Below are 13,499 nucleotides of genomic sequence, written 5' to 3' on the forward strand. Positions count from 1 at the left end.
ATCGGTGGCAGTTAATCCGCTATGTTACTCTGCCGCAGCTGATCCCCACCATGAAAGTGGTACTCCTTCTGAACACCATGGGGATCCTGCGGATTTTTGACCAGATCTTTATGCTTCGCAATCCGGCAATTGCAAGACAGGTGGACGTCTTGATGACCTATACCTATGAAAAAGGGATTTTGCAATTCAAGATGGGCCTCGCTTCAGCCGCTGCGTTCTTGGTAATTTTGGCAACTTTACTTCTCGTGTTTGTTACCCGAATATTGACCCGTTACGACGAAGAATACAGGTGATTTTGATGAGCAGAAGATGGGAAAACGAATCTCCACAGGGACGTTGGTTTGCACGGTTTAACGCAGTTTTTCTTTGGATTCTGATTGCTACGATGATTATTCCGCTGCTGAATACCTTGACCGTTTCGCTTTCCTCAAACATTGCTTCCATGCAGCCGGGAATCAAGCTCTGGCCGAAGGAGATCAACTTCGAAGGATATAAGACTGTCTGGAATGGAATCGAGCTGTGGCAGCCTTTTGTAAACAATGTGATCGTCACCGTGATCGGAACACTGTTCCATGTTTTTCTGGCTGCACTCGCGGGATATGTGCTTCTGCAACGGGAACTGCCGGGCAAGAAATGGATGACCACCTTCATCATCCTAACGATGATTATACCGGCGGAAGCCATTATGATCCCGTTGTATGTGGTCAATCAGGAATTGGGACTGCTTAACACTCTTACCTCTTTGGTAGTTTCGGGTCTGGTGTCAGGATTCAGTATTTTGTTGATGCGAAACTTTTTCTTGTCGGTTCCCTATGAGTTGGCGGAAGCGGCGCGCATTGACGGAGCCAGTGAGTTTCGGATATTTACCGACCTTTATTTGCGACTTGCGAAACCCGGGGTTGCAACTGTAACGCTATTTGAATTCGTGCACCGGTGGAACCAATTTACTTCGGCCCTTTTGTACATCAACGACGACAGTAAGTATACTCTGCAGTTGGCTCTTCGGTCTTTGATCATAGCGTCCGATTCTACTTCGAGCAGCGACTTCATTACTGCCAACGTACGAATGGCAGGCATCATGATTGCGCTGATCCCGCTTATCATCATCTATCCGTTTGTTCAAAAGTACTTTGTCAAAGGGATCATGCTCGGTTCGACCAAAGAGTAGCGACTAATTTATTCTGGAAGGGGATTCGTGATGACATATCATCTCGATTTTACTCGAGGCCCCCTTATTGGGGCACATCGAGGGGCTTCCGCAGAGGCTCCGGAGAACACGATGGCCGCTTTTATAAGGGCGGTTGAAGTAAAAGCTGACATGATTGAACTTGACGTTCAGATGTCCAAGGATGGAGAACTGGTCGTATTCCATGATCATGATGTGAAACGCACTACAAATGGTTCCGGGTATGTAAAAGATCTGACCGTGAAGGAACTTTTGAATCTCGATGCAGGACGATGGTTTTCTGATCAGTTTGCAGGCGAGAAAATACCCCTGCTGGAAGAGGTCCTGGTGTGGGCAAAAGACCGAATTCCCTTGAGTATCGAAATAAAGCCCATTCCCAGTTGGAACCAACCTATTGAAGAAAGACTGGTGGAGTTGTTGGTTCGTAAGGATATGGTGAAACAGGTTCAGGTGATGTCCTTTGACCATCAGGCCGTATATAAGGTGAAATGTATGAACTCCGAAGTTATGACCAGCATCATATCCGCTTCCCGTATGTGGAATCCAATCGGATATGCAAAACGAGTGGGAGCGACGATTCTTAACCAACCGTGGTACTTTCTCACCCCGGAGTTTATCGAGCAGGCCCATGATGAAGGTTTATTGATCAGTGGAAGCCTGATAGACGATCCTGATATATGGAAAGAGGTCCATGCCTGGGGAATTGATTTAGTGGATACCAACTATCCGGAGCGATTGTTGGCAGTCACTAAGAAGCGGGTTGATTTGGATCATTTTCAAGGGGAGGAGCAGCAGTGATCCTTACTAGAACCATACATTCTGGAGAACAGGGAAGCTACATCGAAGTCCCCTTTCAACTGCCGGAAGATACAAAAGAACTCTATGTTAGTTATCAGGTGAAAAGCAGCGGAACGGATCCCTGCATCGTCGATTTGGGAGTAAAAGACCCCATGCGGGTACGCGGCTGGAGCGGGGGGGCTAGAACCGAATTCACCATCGGTATGGAGAAGGCAACCCCCGGCTATCTCTCTGGCCATCTCGTTCCCGGTCAGTGGGCGGTATTGTTGGGAGCGTACAAAATCCCCAAGGGAGGCTGCGAAGTCACTTTAACTCTTGAGTTCAAGGGGAAACAACGCAGTTGGTTAAAAGGGGATCTGCACGTTCACAGTGAACACAGTGACGGTACCTATTCTCTTTGGGAAAAAGCCCGGAGGATTGAAGCAATCGGACTCGATTTTGTTGCACTGACCGACCACAACACAGTCAGCCAGAATTTTTCCTATCCTAAAGACTCACCTGTTATCTTTATCCCGGGGATGGAACTGACAACCAATTCGGGACATTGCAATCTTTATGGAGTGGAGGATCCTTTGCAGGATTTCCGCGTGACATCCATGGAGGAACTGCACGAGAGAATCCGGGAGGCACGCGAGAAGGGCGCAAAAATCTCGTTGAATCATCCGTATTGTCCGAACTGCGGTTGGAAATGGGATTTCTCCGTCGATCACGACTGGGTAGAGGTATGGAACGGGCCCTGGAGGCCGTCAAACCAACAAACTCTCAATTGGTGGCAGGAACAGCTCGTTTCCGGAAGAAGACTGGTCGCTGTAGGCGGCAGCGACACACATGGCCCTCATCATTCTATCAAATACGGAATGCCAACGAATTGGGTATTTAGTGAATCCCGCACGTCAGAGGGGATCTTAGATGCAATCGATCGAGGACATGTATTTTTAAGCTTCTCACCTGAGGGGCCGATCATCGATTTGCACTGTGGATCTTATATGATAGGCGACATGGTTGAATCCCCGACTTCCGATGTTCGAATGACTGTCACTCATCTCTTACAAGGCGATATCGTGAAGATCATTTCAAATCGTGGAGTGGAAGATGAAATCGTGGTCGATGAAGACACTGGAGTCTGTGAAAAAACATGGACAGCAGAGGACAGATATTTTTATCGAGTAGAAGTTTGGAGGTACCTTCAGGAAATCGAAAATTGGCTGGTGGCGGCGCTTAGCAATCCCATTTATTTTCGTTCCTAGTAACATACTAACAACCGGGTGAAATAGAGTTGAAACCGATAGAATCGAACATCCAAAGTTCCATACTTTCCCGATCCACGCGGATTTTACTGGCCGTGGTTTGTCTGAATGCCTTAGGAAACAGTCTGTCGGGAATCTTTGTAAACGTGTATCTATTGAAGCTGACGCAAAACTTTTTTGAAGTTTCGCTGTTTAATTTTGTTGCTTATGCTGCTTGGCTGCCTTCTTTCGTCGTGGCAGGTTGGCTAAGTAAAATGATCGATCGTAAAAGAGGTCTGATTATCGGGGGAGCGTTCCAGATCTTTTTCTATTTCTTGATCCTAGTATTTGGCCACCAGTCAAAAGACTGGATTGTTCCACTTGGAATTGTGTTTGGAATCGGCTCCGGATTCTACTGGCTGGCAGTCAATGTATTGTCGGTAGATTTCACGACAAGCTCCAACCGGGATTGGTTCAATGGGGTGAACGGAATCTTCGGATCCTTTTCGCAAATGGTCGGGCCTGTAGCGGCGGGGCTGCTTATCACCTTAATGCCCGAATGGCAGGGATATAAGACCATTTTTGTGGTGTCCTTCATACTGTTTGTTCTTTCCATGGCCATGGCGGTGAAACTGCCGGTTACGATGAAAGACTCTAGATATTCATGGTCGATGATGTTCAATCTGAATCGGCTGCCGGAATGGAGGCGGCTTGTTTGGTCGTTTGTCGGAATCGCCTTCCGTGACGGGGTCCTGACATTCGCCGTATGGTTATGGGTGTATGCCTCAACCAAAAACGAAGGAGTATTGGGCAATTTCGCTTCTGCAACGACGACACTTTCGATTATCACCTTCTTCCTGCTGGGCAGGTTTGGGAAACCGGAGAAAAGAGGGATCTATTTGGTGTTCGGCACACTTCTGTTGAGCTTATCACTACTGGTCCTGGTTTATGAAACCACATGGATCTTCCTGTTGGTGTACGGGGTGGTCGCGGCTGTCAGCCGCCCTCTAATTGAAGTTCCGTTCACGACCATCACCCAGAACACGATAGCCAGTTTGGACGAATCGGGGAGATACACAGTGGAGTTCGTAGTATCCCGCGAGATTGCACTGAGTATCGGGAGAATCACTAGTGTTGGGGCGTTGGCGATCCTTTATAGCTTGGCCAATGCCGGTGAGATGCTGAAGTGGTTCCTGGTGGTGTTAATATTGGCTGGGATGGCTCCGTTGTTCTTTGTGGGACCGACATCAGGCAGGGGGAAACAAGTTGAATGCAAACCATAAAGAGCGGATCCTGCTGCAAACCCTCTCTTTGTTTTTTCTCCTTGGGGAGTGGATATGTTCCCTCAAAAGAAGGGGTCACCAATCCAGACATGGATTCACAAAGTCAGCGTAGCAGGGCTGTATTGTAAAAATAATTGGTGACCACTAATACGGAGAGGATAATGCCTTTGAAAAATTCATCCAATATTGTTAAATACAAGATTTTATCTCCAATCTATGACCTTTGCTCCCCCAAAATATTGAAATAGTGGGCATTGATATTTCCAATGATATGTTGATGAAAGCAAGAAGCAAAGCGAACCATCCAAATATAGTTCTTGAGAACATGAATGCGGAGATCTACCGTGATGACAATATGAACTGGTCTCTTTTACATCAGTGCAAAAATATGTATTCCTACTTTAAGGAAACCATGCAAGGATGGGACATAACTGAAAAACCAATCCGAATCTATGGCAAACGTTTGGACATCGAAGTGTTTTTCAAGGTTACCAAGTCCTACTTGAAATTGGTTAAGGAACTTCAGGGGCGTTCCTATGACCTGATGTTTGCTCATACGACCATCGTCTTTACTCGATACATCATGCTTGCCACACAGTCGCGTAACGAACAGGACGCCAGAACCATAGGTGCCTTGTTCTTTGACTGCTGTGATGAATTCGAGGACATTCGATTTGTAGACGCTGTTCGTCTGCTTATAGCTCTCCTTCAAGAAGTCCTAAAAGAATTTGATACTGGCGATACGAGTGTAACAAAAAGCATTGTTAAACAGTTTATCAACCGTTTACCCAGCAACATCAAAGGGAAACTGGTTGCTTGAGGGTGCGAAACTTGAGTAATAAACAATCAAGGCTCCCTTTGAGCGCGGTCTGGCTACGGTGTGAGCTATGCTTCGAAGAAGCCTTTTTTCATGCGGGTATATGTGTTTACGTAGTCTGTTTGCTCTCGCTTCCTATACCATGCTTTTGCATTTTTCTCAATAGTGTCGCATGACTGATCTGCAGCATCTTAGCTGCTTTACGGACGCTCCCCTGTTTCTGCAGTGCTTGCTGAATAACCCGTCGTTCCGTTTCATCAATTTGTGCTTGCAGGGAATCGGGATATTCGTGCTGTTTGTGCAGGTAAGCGGGTAACACATCAGGTGTGATCCACTCTCCTTCCGTACTGACACAAAGGCCTTCTACAAGATTACGCAACTCTCGCACGTTTCCAGGATAAGAATGGTTCAGTAACAGTTCCAGTGTTTCAGAGGTGAACCGTCTAACGATCTGAAATTCACGGCATATTTTTTCCAGATAATATTCCAGAAGGGGCAAGATATCCTCCCTTCGCTTTCTAAGCGGAGGTACGAAAATATAGGCAACGTGCAACCGGTAATAGAGATCTTCCCGGAATCGGCCTTGTTCGACCATCTTGTGTAAGTTCTGGTTGGTGCTTGCTATGATTCGAACATCCACCGGTTTTGACCAACTGCCTCCGACGCGACGAATCTCACGTTCCTGTAGTACGCGAAGCAGCTTTGCCTGTAAAGGAAATGGCAGTTCTCCAATTTCATCCAGCAAGAGGGTTCCCTTGTCGGCCAATTCAAATAACCCGGGGTTACCCTCGCGTTTTGCACCTGTAAAGGCTCCTCGTTCGTACCCGAATAATTCGGATTCCAATAAGCTTTCTGGTATGGCGCCACAATTAATTTTTATAAACGGCATGTTTGAACGGGGACTCTGTTGATGAATCAATTCCGCAACCACTTCTTTGCCGGATCCGGTCTCTCCCTCTATCAGTACGGTTGAAGGGAAGGAAGCAATTCGCTTCGCTTGATGAAACAATGTTTGCATGGCGGAACTTTTCACAATCACCTGATTGTCCACATCAGTTGACCTCCATGTAATGCGGTTCATTCTTGAAAATCTATGATTTGTAAATTAACCATCCGTAGATATAGTTTATCATAGGCTTTGATGAGATTGTTCTGAAATTTATATATTAATCCTATGAACCGCCGTTTTTCAAGTAGTCCATGTACAGTGGACGCATGTAATCTTTCAACTTATTTTGTACGTATATAGCGAACATTTTTTATTGGCACAAAATTTGCTTGTATCTTTCTTTCAAATAATAATTTTTTGATTCTTTCAGACTTCTGAAGGGATCATTACTGCTTTAAAGGGGGAATCCTATGGCTGCATCTGACTGGCAAAGTCATATCCAACAACTTATACGGGATCATCAGATTCATACGGTTCGGGTTTGTCTGCATGATAACTCGAACATTCCAAGGTCGCGCTATATTCCAACGCGCCATTTTCTGGAGACGATGATGGAAGGCGATTTTACTTTTCCATCCGTTTTGTTTTCAATGGATACTTCTGCCGCCATACAATTGGGTGCGGGGGAGGGATTCGCAGGAGGGTATCCCAGTTGGATCTTAAAACCGGACCTTAGTACCTTCGGAATTCTGCCTTATTCCCGGGGAACAGCCCGTGTTATCGCGGATCTTTATACATCATCAGACGGGAAACCGGTCTCTGTATCCCCTCGACATGTTCTAAGACGTGTTCTTGAACAATATGAACGTGAGGGGTATCGAGTTCGTGGCGCATTTGAATACGAGTTTTATGTTTTTACCAAGACGGAGAAAGGCATGCAACCAATTTGGAACGGGCTTCAATGTTTTTCCGAGGTGAAACAGGCAGAGGTGGAGGATGTTCTAACCTCTATCATGTTAGCTCTTACAGAAATGGGAGCGTATCCCGAAGTAGCCAATACCGAATACGGATCAGGACAATTCGAAGTTACACACGCTCCGTTCTGGGGAATGGAAATCGCCGATATGGCGTTTTATTATCGCACAAGTATAAAAGAAATTCTTTATAAGAAGGGTTACACTGCTACTTTCATGAGTAAACCGGTGGCTTCCACAAGTGGAAGCGGTTCACATTTGAACCAATCGCTCTATAATGAGTCCGGGGAAAACCTTTTTTATGATCCTGCCAAACCGGATGGACTTTCAGACCTTTGTCGGTGGTTTATAGGGGGGCAGCTTCATCACGCGGGCGCTCTGTGTGCTCTGACGAATCCGACGATCAATAGTTACAAACGTCTGCAATCTTATTCGTTCGCGCCAACTACCGCATCATGGGGGTATGACCACCGCGGCGCCATGATTCGGGTACCTCATAAACGTGGAGACCATACGCGTTTGGAGAATCGTCTTCCAGGAGCGGATACCAATCCCTATATTACATTGGCTGCTATGTTGGCAGCTGGTCTGGACGGGATTCGCAATCGAATGGAACCGCCGGGTTTCTTGAAAAACCAAGATGCCTACATTGCGGATGTACAGAGTTTGCCACGCACTTTGTCTGCAGCGTTACAGGCGCTTGAGCAAGATGAATTGTTTAAAGAGTGGCTGGGAGAAGATTTTATACGTCATTTTATGACACTCCGGTATGCGGAGTTGGACCGATTCAATGCTCATGTAACGGATTGGGAACTGAATGAATACCTCGATCTTTTTTGATCAAGAACAAAACTTTAACAAGTAAGTTAGTGAATAAGTCTTTCGAAAAAGGAGTTATGAATCAATGTACCGCATTCCAAAAGAACACCTGATCTATGCAATGGCACCAACAAATGAACCGGTATTGTTTGTAAAACCGGGTGCGTCGGTAGCGTTTGAAACATGTGACTGTTTTGAAGACCAAATTCAGTCTGCGGATGCCCAATTCTCCGAATTGGATTGGAATCGAATCAATCCGGCGACGGGACCGGTATATGTGGAAGGAGCAGAACCCGGCGACATTCTTGTTGTTCGTATTCAAAAAATTGAACTGGCCGATCATGGCGTGATGGTCGCAGGACCAAAGCTTGGAGTGATTGGTGATCGATTAGATTCCAACGTCATAAAGATGGTGCCGATTCGTAACGGAAAGGCGATTTTTAATGACAAGTTGGAGATTCCGTTGAATCCAATGATTGGGGTAATTGGTACAGCTCCTGCAAATGAAGCGATCTCAAATGGTACTCCGGGCGATCATGGAGGCAACATGGATTGCAAACAGATCCGGGAAGGAACCACACTATTATTGCCGGTCAATGTTCCAGGTGCTCTTTTTGCTTTAGGAGATCTTCATGCAGCCATGGGTGACGGTGAAATCGTTGTCTGCGGCGTCGAAATTGCGGGTGAAGTAACGGTAGAACTCGATCTGATCAAGGGAAAGGATTGGCAGCTCCCAATGGCGGTTACCACGGATCATGTCATCACCATTGCGTCAGCGAAATTACTCGATGAAGCAGCGGATAGGGCTGTTAAGAATATGATTCATTGGCTGGAAAAAGAAGTTGGACTTGATACTTCGGAAGCAGGGATGTTGCTCAGTATTGCCAGTGATTTGCGGGTGTGCCAAGTCGTGGATCCGCTGAAAACGGCACGTGTTGAGTTGCCTCGTTGGATTGTGGAGAAATATGGAGTAAAAGTTCCGGAGTAAATACAAAAATGTCCTACAGAGATTTACTGGATTGAAACTGGACGGAGCCCGAGTATACAAATGAGGAGACGATGCAGATGAGTGCACAATTGCAAACATCGGTTGAACATTTTGGGTACAAGCAAGAACTAAACCGATCCCTGACTTTCTGGGATCTGGTGATTTACGGATTAGTATTTATGGTTCCTATTGCTCCGATGGGTATCTATGGATATGTTGCGGAAGTGTCGAATGGAATGGTTGTGTTGGCGTATGCACTGGGAATGTTTGGGATGATCTTTACCGCATATAGTTATTTCCGAATGTCAGAAGCATTCCCGATAGCGGGTTCTGTTTACACTTACGCCCAGCGTGGGATCCATCCACATGTCGGCTTTATCGCGGGATGGATGATTCTGCTCGATTATATCTTAATTCCGGCTCTTTTGTATGTTGTTGCGGCAAACGCTCTGGCCGGAATCGTACCAGGCGTGCCGATATGGGGATGGATTGTATTATTTATATTGATGAATACAGTGGTCAACATTCGTGGGATCGAATTGACAGCGAAAGCGAACAAATCGATCTTAATCGGTCAGTTAATTGTGCTTGCGATTTTTATCGTGGCAGCGATTTGGGCAGTGGCAAAGGGGGTAAACGGTGCTACCTTTAACATGAAGCCGATTTTTAATCCGGACGGATTTAATATGGATGTAGTCGCAGCAGCCACGTCTATCGCTGTATTAAGCTTCCTTGGATTTGATGCCATTAGTACGCTTTCAGAAGAGACAAAAGGCGGGCGTCAAGTGGTTGGACGTGCAACCGTTATGTCATTGCTTCTAATTGGTGGATTGTTTATGCTCCAAACGTATCTTGCGGCTTTGATTGGGCCGGATCTCAGTAAATTTGAAAATAAGGATACTGTCTTTTATGAGATTGCCGGTATTGCAGGCGGACAATGGCTGAATGTTCTTTGCGCGGTTGCAACGGTGATTGCGTGGGGGATTGCCGATTCGTTGGTGGCACAAGCGGCTATTTCACGTGTTCTGTATTCGATGTCTCGTGATACCATGCTCCCAAAGTTTTTGTCCAAGGTGCATCCGAAATATAAGTCACCATACACCAGCACTGTTGTTGTTGCAGTTATCTCGGTTGTCGTGAGCCTTGCCATTCCGCTTGACAAACTGACCGCATTGGTAAACTTTGGTGCGTTGACAGCTTTCTTGTTCTTGAATCTGTCTGTTATCATCTATTTCATTTTTAAACAAAAATCTACAGCATACGTTAAGCACTTACTAATGCCATTGCTCGGGTTAGCTGTGGTCGGCTATGTATGGTATCACTTAGATGGTCTTTCGTTCCAATTGGGAGCCGTTTGGTTCCTGATCGGAATCGTTGTATTAACCTACTTTACCAAAGGATTTAAAAAATTACCGCCTACATTGATGGAAGAAAAATAGACTTGGAAGTCGCATCGAAGGTTATTGTGAGGTTTCACTATATGTATTAGAGGCACCTGCGGCAAAGACCATAGGTGCCTTTTGCTTTTGTTTCATTCACCAAATCCAACGTCCAGTTTTTGTCTCACTGCCTAACAACAGGGTCGATCTTTTGATATATCATAACTCATGTTTCGGAGCGACCATCTGACATGAGCGCAAGAACCCTTGTGTCGCTAGGCACCTCTGGAATTTAAAAGCAAAAACACCCTCATTTTCTGGTAGATTGGAGTTGACGACAACAAACTACAGAAAGCGAGGATGTTTCTTTCATGGTACAAGACATTCAGCATCATAATCAACTCCAATCTACGGTATTCGCTTTCTTCAAGGAATTTCGCATTGGTATTTTGCTTAAGCGTGATGGAATTACGAAGAGTGCCGACATTACCGTCTTACAGGTGTTCCGGTTCGTCTTCGAACTTGTTTTCGTAAACCGAAGTCTACCTCGAGTTCTCCAACAGAAGTCTGGTTCTGGATTTGAGAAAGACACGATGTACCGAAATAACCGAACTCACCACGCTTACAACGGGCGGAAATTTTTGGTATTGCTGGGTGCATCCGTGGTTCAAAAGATCTCCCAGTTGACTTCGGATGATCGTGCCGATGTTCTCATTGTGGACGACTCCTTGTTTAGCCGGAACCGAAGCAAGAAGGTGGAGTTGCGGTACTTCTCAACAATATCAGCGTCGGTATTCAATACACTGAAGCTTGGCAGCGCGGCTCCGGTGCAGTGCCTATCTTTAACCTGATGGAAGATGGGGCAACCGCTGAAATCTCCCGTACGCAAGTATGGTAGTGGATCCAGTATCAGAAGATCAAGAACAGCATTGGCGAAGAGCGCTTCAACGCGGGCAAGTTTGAACTGGCAACAAAATTGTTGCGTGAGGTTCCACAAGCAACGAATATGCGGAATTCCTGACCCTCCCGGCTTACGAGTTTTTGGGGTAAAAAAGATTAAAACCCGACACAGGAAGTACCTTGTGTCGGGTTTCTGTTTTAATACAAATGACAAGCAACCCAATGCCCGTCAGTAGTTTTTTTCAGTTCGGGCCTTACGGTTTTGCAGATATTCATGCACGCGTGACAGCGGGTATGGAACGCGCAGCCTGCAGGAGGATTCGCCGGGCTTGGAACATCGCCGGAAAGAATAATCCGTTCTCGTGTCTCCCGTGGATTCGGGTGCGGCACTGCGGACAATAAAGCCTGCGTATAGGGATGCTGCGGATTTTCATAAAGCTCGTGTTTCGGAGCCAATTCCACCATTCGTCCCAGATACATGACACCTACACGGTCACTGATATGCCGCACGACAGACAAGTCGTGAGAGATAAACATATAAGTCAGTTTGAACTGTTCCTGCAGGTCTTTCATAAGATTCAGGATCTGAGACTGAATCGAAACATCCAACGCCGATACAGGTTCGTCCGCAATGATCAGTTTCGGTTTGGTGATCAAAGCGCGCGCGATGCCGATCCGCTGCCGTTGACCGCCGGAGAATTCATGCGGATACCGGGTATAGTGGTACTCCGTTAATCCCACAATTTCGAGCAGTTCCTTTACGCGCTGTTTGCGTTCCGTACCGTTTGCAAGACCATGAATCTTGAGCGGTTCTTCCAGAATCGCGCCGACCGTCATACGGGGATTCAGGGACGCATACGGATCCTGGAATACGATCTGCATGTCCCGCCGGATTTTACGCAGGCTGTCTCCTTTCAGAGCGGACAAGTTGTGGCCTTGGAAGAGCACATCTCCGCCCGTTGGTTCCGTCAATCGGAGAATCGTGCGTCCCGTGGTCGATTTGCCGCAGCCGGATTCACCCACGATCCCAAGCGTTTCCCCTTCCTGTACGTTGAACGAAACATCGTCTACCGCTTTTACGTATCCTTGTGTTTTTCCCAAGATACCGCCGCGGATCGGAAAATATTTTTTCAGGCCTTTGACTTCAAGAATGGTGCTCATGCGTGTGCTGCCTCCTTCACCACAGAATCTGCATGCAGCCAGCAGCGGCTTTGCTGTCCGCTTTTCAGTTCAAAAAGGGGCGGCGCCCCGGCTAGACATTTTGCTTCCACTTGAGGACAACGGGAGGCAAAACGGCACCCTTGTTTTACGGAACCGGGAAGCGGAACATTGCCGGGAATCGAATCCAGGCGGGCTTGATCCCGGTCCACTTTCGGGATGGACTTCATCAAACCTTGCGTGTAAGGATGAGACGGATTTTCAAACAGCGTATACATATCCGCCTGTTCAACCACTTGCCCCGCATACATGACCACGACGCGGTCGCACATTTCGGCAACGACCCCAAGATCGTGCGTGATGAGCATTATGGAAGTACCTTGCTTGTTCCGCAGTTCGCGCATAAGGTCGAGAATCTGGGCCTGAATCGTTACGTCAAGCGCAGTTGTCGGTTCGTCCGCAATCAACAGTTCCGGGTCACAGGACATCGCCATCGCAATCATGACACGCTGACGCATGCCGCCGGACAACTGGTGGGGATATTCGTCAATAATCGTTTCTGCACGCGGGATATGAACTTTCTTCAGCATCTGGATGGAGTGCTCGCGCGCTTGTTTCTTCGAGTATCCGCGGTGCAGCATAATCGTTTCGTTTAGTTGCTCCCCAATTGTATAAACAGGGTTGAGAGATGTCATCGGCTCTTGGAAAATCATTGCAATCTCATTTCCCCGGATCTCCCGCATTTCATCTTCCGATAGATATAACAAATTGGTCCCTTTATAGAGAATTTCCCCGTCCGCAATTTTGGCGCCGGTTTTCGGAAGCAACCGCATGACGGACAACGACGTAACACTCTTGCCGCAACCGGATTCGCCGACGATTCCCAGAGTTTCACCCTTTTTAACAAATATATCCACACCGTCCACAGCGGGAATCACATGCCCGCCGCTGAGAAACTGGGTCTTGAGATTTCGGATTTCCAGCAGATTGGCCATTTCAAGCCCTCCATTAATAAATAAATCTATTACTACAAAATTTCGCAGAAACAAAGTGTTAAGTCAAGATAAAATTTTCTGATTGAT

12 protein-coding genes and 2 pseudogenes are annotated in these 13,499 nt (G+C 46.6%); 11 read left to right on the forward strand and 3 right to left on the reverse strand.

The features are described from left to right. The 6 genes and pseudogenes from EFBL_RS21165 to EFBL_RS08775 all read left to right on the forward strand — a co-directional run. A pseudogene (locus EFBL_RS21165) lies at positions 1-293 on the forward strand (sugar ABC transporter permease); the annotation flags it as partial. Between the two features lie 5 nt (positions 294-298). Then, a complete protein-coding gene (locus EFBL_RS08755; RefSeq protein ID WP_096181765.1) occupies positions 299-1,168 on the forward strand; it encodes a carbohydrate ABC transporter permease in 870 nt (289 codons plus the stop codon). A 30-nt stretch (positions 1,169-1,198) separates the two neighbouring features. Next, entirely contained in the window at positions 1,199-1,984 is a 786-nt protein-coding gene (locus EFBL_RS08760; RefSeq protein WP_096181766.1) for a glycerophosphodiester phosphodiesterase, read from the forward strand. Next, the gene (locus EFBL_RS08765) at positions 1,981-3,231 is read left to right on the forward strand and encodes a CehA/McbA family metallohydrolase (RefSeq protein WP_096181767.1); all 1,251 of its coding nucleotides are present in this window, start codon (positions 1,981-1,983) and stop codon (positions 3,229-3,231) included. The genes EFBL_RS08760 and EFBL_RS08765 overlap by 4 nt, the downstream gene beginning before the upstream one ends. Positions 3,232-3,260: 29 nt before the next feature. Then, the gene (locus tag EFBL_RS08770) at positions 3,261-4,493 is read left to right on the forward strand and encodes an MFS transporter (RefSeq protein WP_165912734.1); all 1,233 of its coding nucleotides are present in this window, start codon (positions 3,261-3,263) and stop codon (positions 4,491-4,493) included. Positions 4,494-4,770: 277 nt separating this feature from the next. Continuing rightward, positions 4,771-5,313: a hypothetical protein gene (locus EFBL_RS08775; protein WP_131927800.1), complete on the forward strand. Its 543-nt coding sequence runs from the start codon at positions 4,771-4,773 to the stop codon at positions 5,311-5,313. A gap of 106 nt (positions 5,314-5,419) precedes the next feature. Here the strand turns inward: EFBL_RS08775 and EFBL_RS08780 are convergent, their stop codons facing one another. Next, the gene (locus tag EFBL_RS08780; protein WP_165912733.1) at positions 5,420-6,361 is read right to left on the reverse strand and encodes a sigma-54 interaction domain-containing protein; all 942 of its coding nucleotides are present in this window, start codon (positions 6,359-6,361) and stop codon (positions 5,420-5,422) included. Positions 6,362-6,669: 308 nt separating this feature from the next. Here EFBL_RS08780 and EFBL_RS08785 point away from each other — a divergent pair, with 308 nt between their 5' ends. The 5 genes and pseudogenes from EFBL_RS08785 to EFBL_RS08805 form a co-directional block, all read left to right on the forward strand. Further along, positions 6,670-8,013, forward strand: a complete 1,344-nt coding sequence (locus EFBL_RS08785) for a glutamine synthetase family protein (protein WP_096181771.1) — start codon at positions 6,670-6,672, stop codon at positions 8,011-8,013. A gap of 64 nt (positions 8,014-8,077) precedes the next feature. After that, positions 8,078-8,980 (forward strand): acetamidase/formamidase family protein, encoded by a 903-nt coding sequence (locus EFBL_RS08790; RefSeq protein ID WP_096181772.1) that lies wholly within the window; start codon positions 8,078-8,080, stop codon positions 8,978-8,980. Between the two features lie 77 nt (positions 8,981-9,057). Beyond that, complete coding sequence (locus EFBL_RS08795; protein WP_096181773.1) at positions 9,058-10,419, forward strand: APC family permease; 1,362 nt, start codon at positions 9,058-9,060, stop codon at positions 10,417-10,419. A 311-nt stretch (positions 10,420-10,730) separates the two neighbouring features. After that, the gene (locus EFBL_RS08800) at positions 10,731-11,210 is read left to right on the forward strand and encodes a hypothetical protein (protein WP_096181774.1); all 480 of its coding nucleotides are present in this window, start codon (positions 10,731-10,733) and stop codon (positions 11,208-11,210) included. After that, positions 11,138-11,409, forward strand: a pseudogene (locus EFBL_RS08805) (malate synthase A); the annotation flags it as partial. The gene EFBL_RS08800 and the pseudogene EFBL_RS08805, both read left to right, overlap by 73 nt. 48 nt (positions 11,410-11,457) lie before the next feature. On the opposite strand, the gene EFBL_RS08810 reads toward EFBL_RS08805, so the two are convergent. Together EFBL_RS08810 and EFBL_RS08815 are read right to left on the reverse strand one after the other, a co-directional pair. Continuing rightward, positions 11,458-12,420: an ABC transporter ATP-binding protein gene (locus tag EFBL_RS08810; protein ID WP_096181775.1), complete on the reverse strand. Its 963-nt coding sequence runs from the start codon at positions 12,418-12,420 to the stop codon at positions 11,458-11,460. Next, positions 12,417-13,412, reverse strand: a complete 996-nt coding sequence (locus tag EFBL_RS08815; protein ID WP_096181776.1) for an ABC transporter ATP-binding protein — start codon at positions 13,410-13,412, stop codon at positions 12,417-12,419. The genes EFBL_RS08810 and EFBL_RS08815 overlap by 4 nt, the downstream gene beginning before the upstream one ends. Between the last annotated feature and the right edge of the window lie 87 nt (positions 13,413-13,499).

It is taken from the genome of Effusibacillus lacus, from assembly GCF_002335525.1.
GTDB lineage: Bacteria > Bacillota > Bacilli > Tumebacillales > Effusibacillaceae > Effusibacillus > Effusibacillus lacus.

Bases quoted from the DNA above. Each gene is read 5' to 3' on its own strand.
- EFBL_RS08755 (WP_096181765.1), top strand. From the start codon at position 299: ATGAGCAGAAGATGGGAAAACGAATCTCCACAGGGACGTTGGTTTGCA.
- EFBL_RS08760 (WP_096181766.1), top strand. From the start codon at position 1,199: ATGACATATCATCTCGATTTTACTCGAGGCCCCCTTATTGGGGCACAT.
- EFBL_RS08775 (WP_131927800.1), top strand. From the start codon at position 4,771: ATGAAAGCAAGAAGCAAAGCGAACCATCCAAATATAGTTCTTGAGAAC.
- EFBL_RS08785 (WP_096181771.1), top strand. From the start codon at position 6,670: ATGGCTGCATCTGACTGGCAAAGTCATATCCAACAACTTATACGGGAT.
- EFBL_RS08790 (WP_096181772.1), top strand. From the start codon at position 8,078: ATGTACCGCATTCCAAAAGAACACCTGATCTATGCAATGGCACCAACA.
- EFBL_RS08795 (WP_096181773.1), top strand. From the start codon at position 9,058: ATGAGTGCACAATTGCAAACATCGGTTGAACATTTTGGGTACAAGCAA.
- EFBL_RS08800 (WP_096181774.1), top strand. From the start codon at position 10,731: ATGGTACAAGACATTCAGCATCATAATCAACTCCAATCTACGGTATTC.
- EFBL_RS08810 (WP_096181775.1), bottom strand. From the start codon at position 12,420: ATGAGCACCATTCTTGAAGTCAAAGGCCTGAAAAAATATTTTCCGATC.
- EFBL_RS08815 (WP_096181776.1), bottom strand. From the start codon at position 13,412: ATGGCCAATCTGCTGGAAATCCGAAATCTCAAGACCCAGTTTCTCAGC.